Origin of the sequence: Leptospira licerasiae serovar Varillal str. VAR 010, from assembly GCF_000244755.1 — a bacterium.
In the GTDB taxonomy this organism is placed as follows: domain Bacteria; phylum Spirochaetota; class Leptospiria; order Leptospirales; family Leptospiraceae; genus Leptospira_B; species Leptospira_B licerasiae.
The window spans coordinates 436,235-450,148 of the sequence record NZ_AHOO02000011.1 but is presented as its reverse complement, the minus strand read 5'-3'; the positions used below and the strand labels follow the sequence as shown (position 1 = coordinate 450,148).

The following is a 13,914-nucleotide window of genomic DNA, read 5'->3' as shown; positions in this document are numbered from 1 at the left end:
TCTCCCCGGGTTGTAGAGAGTTAGAGAGTGAGGATATACTCCACTAGATCATCCACCTCGGCAGCCGAGGCAGAACACCATGGGTGAGGAGCTGCAGGCATTCCGATAGGTTGGGAAGTTCCCAATTCCTGAACACCGTATTCTCTTCTCATCTTCTGGTAATCCCAATAATACCAATCCGGATCCCAAGGAACAGTTACGAAATATTTATGTCTTTCGATGAATCTATTTCTTTTCGTTCCGGCATCATTATTAGGAGATTTGAATGCTCTAAACACGTCCGACTTTCTGTTTTGAGGAGGATATGGATCCGGATGATCCGGTCCGCCTAAAGCAGGCACAACTGGCGCGTGTAGAGTGTAATATTGGTTGTACAGAGCTGATCCTTCCGTGCATCGAGCAGGATTGACCAGGTCTTCCAGGTTACGAACGTGACCGTCGCTTAACAAACCTCTATGTTGCACCCAATACATATCTCTTAAGAAAGTCGCGCGAATGGATTGTTGTTGTTTTTGATAGATAGTAGGCGCAAAAAATCTTCCTACTTCGTTCAGCTTGAACATCTTCTCGTTGGAGTTCAATCCCACCTTATCGTTGTGACAGGATCCACAATCTCTTTGGAAAGTGGCCTTTCCTCTGGCAACTGCGGCAGTAATACCGGGTTGGTTTTCCCATCCGGCTTGGACGAAAGCACCTTCTCCAGAATCGTTTCCTACCTGAGCGATCAGTTTCCCTTTGGATTTCAACCAACGATACATTCCCACTTGTCTGAGGGCCTTATCGTTTTGGTCCAGCTTAGTCATGTATGCAGTAAGAGCTTGTAGTTCTTTCGCATACATTGCGCCTGTAGCGCCGTCCGGCTCTTCCGAATGTATATAAGAACCTTCAAATCCTACGTAAGATTCGGTATGAGAAAGAGACCTTCTGACCCCCATAAAGTTGGTAACGTTTGGAATAGCGATCGGAGAGAACTCGTAATCGTTATCGGTTTCGCTACCTTCCCCTTTAATACGGATCAAGGCATGTTCTCCGGCTCCTTGAGGCATAACGTAGATCAACATAGTTTTATCCACGTCTTTGGAAGAAGAATCGAAACTTGGTCCCGGTTCATTCTCCTTAATTCCTTTAAAATCTCCTAATAGAGACCATTTCATGGACCATTTAGGATTCGGAAGTCCAGGAATAACTTTAGTTACGGTATTTCCGGGAGAAGCTTCATAAGTGATCTTATATCCGTGGCAAGAAGCGCAGTTGAATCCGATCCATTCTCCTTTGCCAGTGTATGGATGAGAAGCTTCCGCATATCTATAGCCTGCCCAGCCGCTGTTCTTGGTATTTCCTTTGAACAATTGATCTCCGCCTAGGTAACCGGGAATCGGAGTAGGTTGAGGATAACGATCAAAGTAAACGTTATCAATCGCTGCAGAAGGAACTTGGCCCGCGACTGTCTGATATGCTCCGAACAAAAGGAGTGGATCCGCAGTATATCCGGTGACAGGATCTTTTGCTTGGTATGCGAAAATTTTCTTCCAATCCAGATTTCGGATCGCGTGAGCTACACCGATATTGAAGTCGTAAGACCAAAAGATCTTTTCACCCAGAGCGATAATGGAAGAGAATCCAGGATTGTTTACGTTTACTTGTAAAGGAACAGTCCCCTTGGCATCGCTTAAGATAGAAACAACGTCGCATTTATGTTTGAAGTCTTCGTCGGTAACTCTTCTAGTTTGGGCATCAATCACGTTATGCGGTTGTCCCGGACGAAGTAAAGAATCGTTATAACCGACCCTTTTTTGGATCTGAACGATCAAAGGACCTGAAGTTGTGTGTTCCGGAACCTTGAATTGGATCTGATTATCCGTCCAAGCAAGAATATACTTGCTCCAATTGTCCAAAGATTCGTTCACTTCGAAGTTCACCTGTTTGGTGATATCAAGTCTTTGCTCGAACATTCTCAGATCGGTTTCTAAAATTCTGGTATTACCGATCATAATTTTAGAAAAGTCGATCTCAGGCCCGGCTCCGAAACCCGTTCCTCTTAGAGTGATGGTTTGGCCCGGGCTAAGAGTCGGAGTTGGGTACGCCGGCCCATCCGTTACATCTTGCCATACAAGATTTCCATTTACCAACACTGATTGTAGTACCGGCTCCGGGAAAGAAGATGCGGACACTGCGCGAATTCCTTCTCGGATCGGATCGAATTTACATACTTCTTCCTGGTTGGGGAATTCCGTAAAAATTCCTACGGGGCAACCCGCAGCTAACACAGCCATCCCTAACAAGGCGTACCGCAAATAACGTTTTGCGGCACGTATTCTTTGCATTTCCATTTTTCCGCTCCCTAGTCCGGCATACAAAGATCCCGGATCAGTTCTGGCGGAGAAGAATACTCCATAATAAAAATTGGGTCGTCCGAGCCACGGAATTCGAACGTTCGAATTTCATTATTCGAACAGTTGTTTAAAAAACTAAAATTATAAAATAAGTAAGATATAAGAGAGGATCGGATTTGGTTTGGAAAAATTAAGATAAATGCAAGTGTTCGAAATAAAAATTTTCCACTTATTTTATTGGATCTCAAATCGTTCTATCGTTTGTTTCGAATGAGAACACTTGACAAGCCTAGGTATTTTCTTAATATACCGCCTATGTTAAATCCCGAAGTGGTAACTCCTATATTCTACTTCGGAAGTGTACTTTCCTTTTTATTGGTGGTCCAAAAGTTAATACCGCCTATAAAACGCAGAGAAGACAGGATTGGAGCACTTCTGTTTCTTTCGTTGGGGATCATACTATTTACAGTTGCGAATGTTGTCTTGGAGATTGACAGGACCTATCCTCATGCGATCTTCTTATTACTCACTTCTTTTTCGGCTATCGGGCCCTTATCTTTGCTATATACACATTCTTTGATATACCCGAACCAGACATTATATAGGGACATTCGACTTCACTTTCTTGTGCCTGGGCTTTTTCTGTTAGGAGAGATATTTTTTTTCGGAAGGCCTTGGGATTCTATCATCTCCGACCTGGGAGACTTTAGAAATATTAGATATAAACATTATCTTTCTTGGGGTTTTTTCCTAACTACCGCGCTTACCACCGCTTACTTCGGATTTAGGTATAGAATGTTATTAACAGTGATCTCTATTCCTGAACTAAAGTCCCAGATCAGATTCATTTTTATTCTGGCGACCATTACGGTATTTGCAATGTACTCGCTCGTATTCGGATTCATGTTCGGCCTGGACATTATGTTTAGGGTAGGTGGGCTTCTTGTTACAGGGATCGTCACCCTTCTATTCTTGGCCCCTGCTCGATATCCGGACTTCTTTGCTCCTTTGACTAGAGAAGTAAGAAAGAAGAAGTATGAAAAATCACTTCTTATCGGTCTAGATCTGAATCTATTAGAGCTTAGGATCCAAGAATTGATGAGAGAAGATAAGCTATATCGAGATCCGGAGCTGACACTTCATTCATTGTCGGAAGACTTGGGGATCAAACCGTACCAGTTGACTGAATTCCTAAATGAACATCTGCAAACCGGGTTCCATAACTATATAAACGGTTTCAGGATAGAAGAAGCAGTCAACCTTCTTGAAGAAAAACCGGACCAGGATATTCTTTCCATCTGCTATTTTGTAGGATTTAATTCAAAATCTTCCTTTAACGATGCATTTCGTAAAGTAACGGGCAAAACGCCTACACAGCTTCGTCAGAAGAAATCGGATATTCCTGAAAAGCAAAAATTACATAGCGCTCGCGCAGGGGTTCCTCCTTTGAGAAAAGGATTGGGCGGTATGGTGGAATTGAGGGATGGAGATCGAATTTCAGTAAAAAATCGCCCGATCAAGGCTGAAAATCGGTAAAAAGAAGGATCCATTCTTCTCCGTTCCGATCATACCAATCTTTTTCAGAATAGTAAGTCCCACCTAAGGTCTCTATTACTTTTTTCATATATGGTTCGCCCGGATCGAAGTCCTGAGCGTCCAGAAAGATAGAGCCTCCCCATTTTTTCTTGGCCTGAGTGTGGGAGAATACTCCTTTCAGGGATTCTATCCTTTGGTTGTTCAAAGGAATTTGGTATTTTTGGCAGAGTTCATGTACAAGTTTAGAAACCGCAGAGGTCTGTGCAGGATTTGCAAGCAACATCTCAGTGTCCTTGCCTACTATCTCTATTTGGAAACAATTTCGGTTTGTGCCTGTGGCGGCAGCGGCCATATGAAGAGGGGAATCCAGTAATTGGTAAATTTTTCCGTCTTTATCTGCAAGGAATGTGGCGGCTAAATTTCGTTTTTCTAATACTCTTAAGGTTCCATCATAGTCGTTGATCGCCGTGAAATGTAAGACTACACAATCGGCGGTGATTGCCCCTCTATAATTGTATTTCAGTCTTTTTTCTTCCGGAAGAAGTCCGTCCGCCGTTTTTTCGATGCTTTCCAACTCTGCCTTTGGAGTTGGAGTAACTCCACGGCCTTTATCGTAGCTAGGTTCTTTGACTTCTCCGTTTTGTCCTACGAACGGCTTTTCTTTTCGAAGAACCCATTCTCCGTATCTGTCTTTCCATTCCAGTTCTGAGAAGTAGGAACCTTTTAATTCTTCGAGAAGCGCTTTTAGTACATTCTCATTTCCGCAATCGCTTCCGTTTAAGAAGCTGCCGAATTTTTTCTTAGCCTGGCTATGCGTGAATATTCCGGAACGCGAACCAACATCAAAATTTGTAACCGGGATCCCGAATTCTTGAGAAGTTTTTGCGATAGTATAGAGTAAGGATTTTTTCTGAAGAGGACGTTTGAGTATATCTTCCTTATCTCCTTCCCAAGAGATATGGATCATACTTGCATCCGTTTTTGGCGCGGCCTTGATGAGAGCAGATCCCGGATCTTCTACCCCGTAGATCTTGCCCTTTTTATCTATGATATAATGTACTAACCATCCGGAATTTGCGCTTTTTGTAATATATTCTTCGCTGGAAAGTCCCTTAGTATGATGGAGTAGTATTCCGCTGACCTTCGTTTTTTTACGAAGAATAGATAAAGAAGTTACACTTTTATCCTTGGGTAATAATTGAGAAAGCGGATGGATGGGGGAAGCTAACTCCGCAACGGAAAAGTTTGTTTCCGGGAGAGAAGAACAACTGGATATAAAATAGGCAGCGAGTAATAGAAGGACAGTTCTCAACATCCTTTCTCCGTTAGTTTTTCTTTTAATAGAGAAAGATCTGATCTGACCCTTTCTAAGATGGATTTGGCTTTAGTGTGTTTGTTTAGGAGATCTTTATATTCCAAGACTGCGCGATTCTTTTCTTCTCCAAAGTCCGGTTCTAAGGGAAGAGTTTCCAGATCTCTAAGTGAAGCCTCTGCATCCGTTCTGATCTTGGTCCAATTTGAGGTGTAAGAGGAATAGATCTCTTTAGGAAGTTTGTCCTTGGAGACTTTGATACGCTCTTCCATTTGAGGAAGGTCTATCTTTAAGAATTCGCTTAATGCTTGGGAGTCCTGGACCAGTTCTTCTAAAATTCCGCTTAAATGTTTTTCGATGGCTTGTCTTTGGGAATGGATCGCCTTTTTGGCCCTTCTGAAAATCCTAAGCATTGCCAAGGCGGAAAGTATCAGAACGGACAGAAATACCCAAAAGGAAAACTTAGAAATGACCCAACGGAATCCGGGAGAATCGAACCATTCCTGAAAATAGAAGGCGCAGATCCCCAGGGATACTAGGATTAAAAACAATACGAGAGCAAGAAATCGCCTCATCTCTTTCTCATTTAGGAAAAGGTTTTCTTTCTGTCAAGGTCAAGACGAACCTTCTTGGAGCCGAAACTAAATAGTGATGGATGCCTCTGCAAATCGTTTCTCTTCTACTTCCCGCAAATCAGACCCGCCTAAAGTCGTGAACCTTGGCTTTTATCGGATCAAAAAAACTCTAAGGGAAGAAGGTTTCGAAGTTGTGGAAAAAGCAGACGGCAAGATCACTCTGGTGTTGCGTGTTAAGGATTGAGGCGCTGAGGAATAGGAGACGCCAAGTTTTCCCACGCAGAGGCGCCGAGCCGCTGAGATATATTTTTAGAGGTTTGCTTTAGGGTTCGTAATGGTTTACGATTCGAGAAATCCCATCTTTCATCAAAGCAGTTCCGAAGTTTAATAATAATCCAACAGGCAAATTCATTAATTTAAGATAAGTCAGAACTTGTTTGGAATGAACAGGCAATGTCTTTTCTACGGATTTAACTTCTATAACGACGCTACTTTCTACTAATAAATCTACTTTAAATGCATTTTTAAAGACTATACCTTCATATTCGAAAGAGATGTATTTTTGATTTGTGACTTGGAGTTTACGATTTGTAAGTTCTTGGAATAGAATCATCTCATACACTGATTCTAATAAACCTGGACCAATCGTCTTATGAATTTTGAAAGCAGAGTCTATGATTTCTCCGGTAATTTGATCTAATTGATTCATTTGGGGACCTCTCCAATTTACAGGTCCTTAATATGAAACTCTGCTTGTACTTTTATAAAAAACTCTGCGTCTTCGCGTCTCTGCGTGCTAAACTCTCTGCGTCTCTAAGAACCGGATTCCTCTAACGTAGGAAGTTCGTCGGAAAATTCTTTTGGTTCCGGTTTTTTAGGGACCAAAGTTTCTCCGCAGCTCTTTTTGAGTAGAGAATCTATTTTAGATTTTTCGGCGGAGTGGGGAAGTATCCGCAAATAGATCCTGTAATTGCGAACCGCTCCAGGACAATAACCGCTTTTTAAATACAAACTTCCCAATAATCTTCTAGCGCCCGGATGAGCAGGTTCATGTTCAATGATCTTTGTAGCGAGCCTCATGGATTTGTCTGGATTCGTTTTTGCATTCTTCTTGGATTCGTCCCAGGTTTTGACGAGTTCCTCTTCGTACAAATAATAGAGCTGGTTGTTTCCCATCTCTAATACTCGGAACACGATTGCGTCTTGGGCTCCACTTTTGCACATTCCGAACCAGATGTCTTCTCCGCTGTCCGTCATTTTGTTACCGCGGACTTTTATAAGATCGCTTCCGTCCAAACATCCCGCCATCTCATATATGTCTCTCATGGCTGCAGGCGAAACTGCGAGTAATACTCTGAGTTGATTTCCGTAAGAAGCGATATCATCTTCCGGCATTGCGTCTTCGGGGTTGATTACATTAGGAGAATCGTTGAATATTCGCAGCTTGATGGAGGATTCTAGAACCCAATCCGGTAGATCTAGACTTTTTATAAACGCGTCTTTGGGCTTCCAGAAAGATCGGATGGTCTCACAGGAAGAGAGGGTAAAAAACTGGAGTCCTATTAGGACCAGGAATATGCAGAATTTGGATTTAGAAGCTTCTTTTCCGGTTGCCACTCAGGGTAACTTGTGTTTTCTCGATATAAGAAGCAACCAGGAAACAGATGCCTCAAGAATTGAAAGCCAAGCTGGACGGAAAGGGACAAAAACATTGTATTGTTGTCTCCCGTTTTAACGAATTCATAGTCGAGAGCCTTTTAAAAGGTTCACTCGAAGGACTCCGCATGACAGGAGTCGAAGAGAATGATATCACTGTGGTAAGGATCCCGGGAGCTTACGAACTTCCGATCGTGGTTTCCAAAGCCGCTCAAAGTAAAAAATACGATTCCATCATTTGTTTAGGCGCAGTGATCCGAGGAGCTACCGCTCATTTCGATTTTGTTGCCGGAGAATCCGCAAAAGTAGGTTCCATCGGAGTGCAACACTCTGTGCCTGTAATTTTCGGAGTTTTGACCACGGATACGATCGAGCAAGCCATTGAAAGAGCCGGTACCAAGGCAGGTAATAAAGGTTACGAGGCTGCTCTGACTGCGGTGGAAATGACGAATCTTCTTAAGCTTCTCTAATCATGTCTTCTTCCAGACGGAAGTCCCGCGAAATCGCATTAATGGCATTGTACCAATTGGAATTGGTGGATTCCGCCTTATCGGAGGTCCTAAAATTTCGTTGGTACGACAAAAAGATAGAAACGGAAGAAAGGGATTTTGCCGTTTCTATCATAAATGGTGTTGTGAAAAACGCGGAAACAATCGATACTCTCATCAAGAAGTACTCGAGAAATTGGGATTTTGCCAGAATTTCCCCGGTGAACAAATGTATTCTGCGTTTGTCCATTTATGGGTTATTGCATTCCAAGGAAATTCCGCCAAGGGTCACCATCGACGAGGCGGTCGAGTTGACTAAGGAATTTGAAAGCGAGAATTCGGTCCCTTTTATTAACGGGATCTTGGATTCCATCCTTCAGTACGAGACGAACCGACATGGAAAACCCGATCCGCAAGAACCGAATCTTCCTGGAGACGGAAGAACCTAAACCTTCCTACTATTATGGGGACGAACCGGAAGAGTTTCGTCCTAAGCGTCATTATAATCCGACTGCATTTGCTTGGGGAGCGTTAGCTGCTTCTCTCCTCCTTTTGATCGGTCTTGCGATTTGGTATTCTTTTTTTAGAGAAGGAAGGCCCGGTTTCGGTACGAATGGAGTTGCGGACGGCAAATCCCCTCTTATGCCAAAGGGAAGTCTCGCACAAGAATTACAAAGACCCTATCTACCCGACGGAACGAACAATCCACTTTTAACTAAATGTGTAACTTTATATAAACAGAATTATAGAAAGCAGTCATTCGATTATTGTACCGAATTTTTAACCGGTCCTGCCACAAGCCAGGAGAAATCTTTGGCTTTGACTGTTCTCGGAGTGATCTACGACGAGGACGGAAGATTTCCTCAGGCAATAGATTCATTGCAGAAGGCGATCACTCTGGATGGGAATAACGTATACGCATATTATAATTTAACTTTAGCTTATGCTCATAGCGGGCAGAACTCCGCCGCAAGAAGTACCGCTCTTAAAGCAAGAGAGATTGCGCCTAATGATCCCAGGATCGCACTTATGGCGGGAAATCTTTTCAATGAGATCAACGATCCTGATGCAGCGATAGATGCGTATAAACAAGGACTTTCCTCTTCTCCTGACGATCCTTATCTAACATATAACCTTGCATTAAGTTATTTTAAAAAAGGAGAGATCCCTCAGGCGGAAGAACATTTCAAGCTTGTGGTGATGAGGGCGAGAGGTGGAAAACTCGCGGCACTTTCTAATTCTTATCTGGGAAATATTTCCTATAATCGCGGAGATTATGTTTCCGCGGAACATTATTTTAGAGAAGCGGCAACCCTAACTCCTAACGATGCAAAGGCATTGTATAATCTTTCCATCGTTTTGAAGAAGAACGGCAAGTTGGAAGAGTCCGTAAAATATCTGGAACTCGCCAACCAGGCAGGTTCTAACGATCCTGAGTTATTCCGTTCTATTGCAGAAGGTTTCGAACAGTTGAACCAAGGAGAGCAATCTATCAATGCGCTCCAAAAAGGTCTGAAATATAATCCGAACAATTTGGATCTATTATTCCAACTCGCGGAAACTTATTATAATAAAGGAGACCTTCTCGCTGCGGAAGAAACTTACAGAAGGATCGTAGATTCCACTCCAGGTGATAGTTTCACTGAGACTGCATTATTGAACTTAGGCGTGGTCCTGGACCAAATGGAAAGATATGGAGAAGCGATCACATATCTAAACCGAGTTCTGGATCTAAATCCTAAAAATGCAAAAGCATATTATAATTTAGGTCTCGTATACAAACACACAGGCAACGGCACACAGGCGATCGAAAATTTCCGCAAAGCATCTTATCTGGATCCGGACGATATCAAACCTAAAGAAGCATTGGGCGATTATTATCTAGAAAACAAATTTTATAGAGAAGCGATCGAAGAATATTCCGCGCTCTTTAAACAAAAAGAAGATTACTATAAAGTGGCCTTGAAACTCGCGGAAGCTTATATGGGCACCGGAGAATCTTCGAGTGCAGAAAAGATCTTACTGCAGGTCTTAAATAGATCCAGAAATTCAAATGAGATCAAGCAAGCTCATAAGAAGCTCGCACTCCTATACAATAAGTCGAAAGATCCTGATCTGAAGAACAGAGCCAAAGACGAAGCATATCGTTCCGCGCATATGGATCCGGAAGATTACGAAGGACGTTTGGTCCTTTCTAAAATCCTATTGGATTCCAATTCCGTTTTGGATCGAGAAAAGGCGATCGAAGAATTGACAGCGATCGTAAGATCGGAAGTAAAGCCTAAGACTGCATCTACCGCTTATAATTATCTGGGAGTTGCATTTTACAAGAACGGAGAATATAAAAAGGCAGTTCGCTCCTTCCAAAATGCAATAGACTTAGATCCGTCCAATACGGAAGCTTACGATAATAAGCGTGCCGCGACGGCTGCATTGGAGGATTCCTCCAAGAGGGACGGTCTTTTCTGAAAAGAATTCCATTCTTTTGTCTGGTTCTATTCTTCACTTTCATATTCGGCGGAAATATTTTCGCCGAAGAACAAAAGGATCCTTTTAAGGAATCCGTTCTTTCTAAAGGAAGATCCCAGGCACGAGCTATCTCCGAGATCAAATCCAAGAATCGTTTGGATCTGGTAAAAGAACTTCCTAAAATTATTTCAGAACCGGACGCGAGAGAGGATAGCATTTTTGCTTCCTTGGCTCTCTTTTCCGAGTTAGAAGATCTAGATTCTCTCGCTCCAAGCTGGGCAAACGAGCTTGATACTGTTTTTAAGAACACTCGAAACACAGAGATCCAAACTAGGATCTTAGAACTTGCGGATCGAAAAAAAGAAAAAAGACTGATCTATGCCGTAATCGCCGGACTCACTCACACCGATTTTGAAGTGAGACAATCTTCTTATAGATATGTGCAAGGGATCAAGGATGACCGGGCCATGCCTCATGTTTTGGATCTTGCAGTTTCGAATAATCCTGTTTACAGAGAATATTTTTTAGAGTCTGCTATCTGGATCAAGGACGAAAGAGTTCAGAATCTGATCAATAAGTTTGCTACGGATGATATTCCTGCTCTACGTAGGAGATTTTTTACAGTATTAAATAAAAATAATATACCAGATAACCGGGGAAATATCCCGCGTATGGCGGCTGCAGATCCGGACGAAGATGTTCGTTTGCACGGCCTGGAGATCCTGAAGAATAGAAAAAGTAGGCAGTACATTTCTCTTTTTTATAAAGGGATCACGGAGCCGAATCCGGATCTCAGAAAAATCTGCACAGAGGCATTGTTCTATCTGAATGATAAACAAGGAGCTAAATCAGTTTCGGAACAATTGGTAAAAGAGACTGTTCCTGGTCTCAAAGCAAGATTGATCGATTTATTATTGGAACTCGGCGCTCACGGTGGCGGTCAAGGATTGCTTACTGTTCTGGATGGCGATAAGGACCCTGGTCTTCGTTCTCGCGCTGCAGAAGTAATGGGGAAATTAGGATTCAATCCTGGAACAAACGAACTTAAGCGTATCTTCGAAAAAGAAAAAGTGAACGAGGTCAAACTTTCTCTCTTAAAGGCATTGGGAGAATTGAAAGATAAAACTTCCGTTCCGGCCTTAATTTCATTCGCTTCTAATAATAAAAAGGAATATCTTCCTCTTCGTTTACAAGCAATCGACACCGTTCGGATCATCGGCGATCCTGAATGTTTACCTGCATTATTCGATGCATACGTGATCGAAAAGACTCCGGAAGTGAAATCCGAAATGGAAAAAGCGGTCAGAGAGATTATATCTATTAAGGTCTCCAAATAGAAGACACTGAGTTATAAGAGGCGCGGGGAATTCTCACGCAGAGGCGGAGAGTCGTGGAGGATCGTAGAAATGAAAGTTATCCTTTTATTTTTAATATTGTTTGCTGTTTCCTGCAAAACCACTTTAGAACGTAAATATTTGCCGGAAAGTTCCTGGGATAAAAAAGAAGGAAGAGCAGAACGATCGAACGGAGAGAGAGTCGCGTATGATGTTCGTGTTTGGGAAGTTAAAGGCGAAATTTTAAAAAATATATTAGAAGATCCTAATAATAATACGACTATATCTAAATCTAAAGAAAGCCTATTGGAACCGAACCTGGGTTGGGACCCGAAAGGCAAACGTGTGTTTTTGGTGGATATTCGTCCCAATACGATCTATCGTCCTGTGGATACTTTGGGGGAGATAGGCATACGTCTTGGAGAATGTGAAGGAAAGGATAAGGTAGAATTTCCGTACACCTACTATTTCTTCCCTGTGGAAGAAGGAGGCGGAAGAGACGGTAAAAATCAGATTACAAAACACAAATTCGAAAATTCTAAATCTTCTTCTTCCCCTACAAAATTGAAGCATAGGAATTCTTATGAAGAAGAAACTAAAAAGGTTTTAGCAGCATTTTCTGAATCCTGTTTTCAAAAAGGCCCGAATTCGTTGGAAGTTCAGGTCTTAGGTTTGGAACTTTACACTTTTAGGTTCTTGTTTGAGTATTGAGTAGTATGTTGGAACTCCAACGTGGGGTTAAAGGGCGCCCCCGCCCTGCATTGGGTGGGGGGAGTGGCTCGTGGGAGAGCGTCTTCCCCCATTATCATACTTCCTTAAAACTTACAACAAAATTTCTTAACTCTAATCCTTGTTGGAATTCTAACATCGCAATCAGATATACTGCTTCAAGTATTCTTTACCTTTTAGGTGGCTTGGATATAGAATAGGAAATTCAACACCAGTGCGCTTCCTCTTTCTGCGGTAAGCTTTGCTAGATTCTGTATAAACTTCGTATTCCGATTCAACTCTAAGCAGAAGTTTTTCCCAAAATAAGAAATGGTTATCTACGAATTCTTGTCGGACGTCTTTCGCTCTAGAAGTTAAAGGACATTTTGTTTGGAATTCTTGCATGAAAACAAGTCCGACTAAGACTCCTCTTGTATCTAAATAAGGTTCTAATGGAAAAGTCCTGCAACTGATGGAGCGATTTTCTCTTTCGCAATGAGCCACTCCCTTGCATTCACAAAATGTAATTTTCCTATGATCGTAAACAGCGAATTCTTTTTTTTCTTCTCTTGTCATCGGGACATATGCTTTCCATAAGTCCGTTCTTTTGGATAACATTTCATATTCAGCTTTGTATAATGCTGGGAGCGCATTGTCTGCTTGGCAGCAAACTGGGATTCCGCCGTTGGAAGGAGCGCATAAACTTCCACAGTTGTATTCCGTGACTTCTTCTTGAAGAAGTGTGTAATAATATTGTATTTCGTCTTCTGTTAAGGCTTTAGGATCCGATGTCCGAGACTTCTTCATTCTGCTCTATTTCTCTTTTTTTATCTCTTTGTGCGATCACTCTTTCCAGATAGAATACTCGGAACAGAGTATATGCCGTTCCCATAAACGTGCAGGAAAATAAGAGTCCCCATCTACGATAGAAAAGGTCTGCGCTTGTAGAGAGCCAGTCGTTTTTTTGGAGTACTACAAAAACAAGAGAAGAAAGCACCAAGACGGAAAAACAGGCCAATATAAAATATACTGTCGCTCTGAAGGTCCAAAGTTTATCCTCTCTTTCGTATTTTAACATTAGGAATTGTTTGTATAGTCTCTCATATTCCTTAGGTGTGGAAATCTTTTGGACTTCGAAATATTGTTCGAACTCTTCCGGCACTCCTTCCGGATCTGGAAGCACTAATTCATAATCCAAAGAAGAATCATAACGTTTTCGTCTGAGGGGATCTGATAGATGATAGTAAGCCTCGGCGCCATCTCGCAGTTCCGAGTCCTTCCAAGGCACCCATGAATGTTCTCCTAAATTTTGTACATATCTACGAAAAGCTTCTTCCACAGCTTGGAGAGAGGCGTCCCTGGAAAGGCCCAATAATCCATAATAATCAGTTTTACGACTAAGTCCTGTTCCGAATCGATTCATCTTAGTTGTCTTTAAGAGAATTCTGATTATGATCCTATCCCGACAGGAAAGGAAACTTTTTTTTAAGGTTTCGAGCGGGT

At 42.2% G+C, this 13,914-nt stretch carries 14 protein-coding genes; 7 read left to right on the top strand and 7 right to left on the bottom strand.

The genetic code is table 11. From position 1 onward, the window contains the following. Positions 1–20 precede the first annotated feature (20 nt). Positions 21–2,324, bottom strand: a complete 2,304-nt coding sequence (locus LEP1GSC185_RS14615) for a hypothetical protein (RefSeq protein WP_008594346.1) — start codon at positions 2,322–2,324, stop codon at positions 21–23. Positions 2,325–2,648: 324 nt separating this feature from the next. Here LEP1GSC185_RS14615 and LEP1GSC185_RS14610 point away from each other — a divergent pair, with 324 nt between their 5' ends. After that, on the top strand, positions 2,649–3,869 hold the full coding sequence (locus LEP1GSC185_RS14610; protein ID WP_008594028.1) for a helix-turn-helix domain-containing protein: 1,221 nt from the start codon (positions 2,649–2,651) through the stop codon (positions 3,867–3,869). Here the strand turns inward: LEP1GSC185_RS14610 and LEP1GSC185_RS14605 are convergent. Continuing rightward, the gene (locus LEP1GSC185_RS14605) at positions 3,850–5,184 is read right to left on the bottom strand and encodes a peptidoglycan recognition protein family protein (RefSeq protein WP_008594146.1); all 1,335 of its coding nucleotides are present in this window, start codon (positions 5,182–5,184) and stop codon (positions 3,850–3,852) included. The genes LEP1GSC185_RS14610 and LEP1GSC185_RS14605 overlap by 20 nt on opposite strands. After that, a complete protein-coding gene (locus LEP1GSC185_RS14600; protein ID WP_008595083.1) occupies positions 5,178–5,756 on the bottom strand; it encodes a hypothetical protein in 579 nt (192 codons plus the stop codon). Before LEP1GSC185_RS14600 ends, LEP1GSC185_RS14605 begins: the two co-directional genes overlap by 7 nt. A gap of 73 nt (positions 5,757–5,829) precedes the next feature. Here LEP1GSC185_RS14600 and LEP1GSC185_RS19950 point away from each other — a divergent pair, with 73 nt between their 5' ends. Next, positions 5,830–6,000, top strand: coding sequence for a hypothetical protein (locus LEP1GSC185_RS19950; protein WP_155832439.1), 171 nt, complete (start codon positions 5,830–5,832; stop codon positions 5,998–6,000). A gap of 78 nt (positions 6,001–6,078) precedes the next feature. Here LEP1GSC185_RS19950 and LEP1GSC185_RS14595 read toward each other — a convergent pair whose 3' ends face one another. Then, entirely contained in the window at positions 6,079–6,465 is a 387-nt protein-coding gene (locus LEP1GSC185_RS14595; RefSeq protein ID WP_008594749.1) for a GxxExxY protein, read from the bottom strand. A gap of 104 nt (positions 6,466–6,569) precedes the next feature. Beyond that, positions 6,570–7,373: a tetratricopeptide repeat protein gene (locus LEP1GSC185_RS14590; protein WP_008595748.1), complete on the bottom strand. Its 804-nt coding sequence runs from the start codon at positions 7,371–7,373 to the stop codon at positions 6,570–6,572. A gap of 47 nt (positions 7,374–7,420) precedes the next feature. Between LEP1GSC185_RS14590 and ribH the strand changes: the two genes are divergently transcribed. The 5 genes from ribH to LEP1GSC185_RS14565 all read left to right on the top strand — a co-directional run bounded on the left by ribH (position 7,421) and on the right by LEP1GSC185_RS14565 (position 12,414). Next, positions 7,421–7,882: a 6,7-dimethyl-8-ribityllumazine synthase gene (ribH, locus tag LEP1GSC185_RS14585; protein WP_008593527.1), complete on the top strand. Its 462-nt coding sequence runs from the start codon at positions 7,421–7,423 to the stop codon at positions 7,880–7,882. Positions 7,883–7,884: 2 nt separating this feature from the next. Next, the gene (gene nusB, locus LEP1GSC185_RS14580) at positions 7,885–8,349 is read left to right on the top strand and encodes a transcription antitermination factor NusB (protein WP_008596907.1); all 465 of its coding nucleotides are present in this window, start codon (positions 7,885–7,887) and stop codon (positions 8,347–8,349) included. Next, positions 8,297–10,369: a tetratricopeptide repeat protein gene (locus LEP1GSC185_RS14575; protein WP_010515892.1), complete on the top strand. Its 2,073-nt coding sequence runs from the start codon at positions 8,297–8,299 to the stop codon at positions 10,367–10,369. Before nusB ends, LEP1GSC185_RS14575 begins: the two co-directional genes overlap by 53 nt. A gap of 41 nt (positions 10,370–10,410) precedes the next feature. Further along, on the top strand, positions 10,411–11,706 hold the full coding sequence (locus LEP1GSC185_RS14570; RefSeq protein ID WP_029607990.1) for a HEAT repeat domain-containing protein: 1,296 nt from the start codon (positions 10,411–10,413) through the stop codon (positions 11,704–11,706). A 69-nt stretch (positions 11,707–11,775) separates the two neighbouring features. Continuing rightward, positions 11,776–12,414 carry a hypothetical protein gene (locus tag LEP1GSC185_RS14565; protein ID WP_008594632.1) on the top strand — a complete coding sequence of 213 codons (639 nt, stop codon included), beginning with the start codon at positions 11,776–11,778 and terminating at the stop codon, positions 12,412–12,414. Positions 12,415–12,576: 162 nt separating this feature from the next. Here the strand turns inward: LEP1GSC185_RS14565 and LEP1GSC185_RS14560 are convergent, their stop codons facing one another. Then, a complete protein-coding gene (locus LEP1GSC185_RS14560) occupies positions 12,577–13,218 on the bottom strand; it encodes a hypothetical protein (protein WP_008595750.1) in 642 nt (213 codons plus the stop codon). Further along, positions 13,190–13,834, bottom strand: a complete 645-nt coding sequence (locus tag LEP1GSC185_RS14555) for a J domain-containing protein (RefSeq protein ID WP_008594915.1) — start codon at positions 13,832–13,834, stop codon at positions 13,190–13,192. The genes LEP1GSC185_RS14560 and LEP1GSC185_RS14555 overlap by 29 nt, the downstream gene beginning before the upstream one ends. Positions 13,835–13,914: the final 80 nt, after the last annotated feature.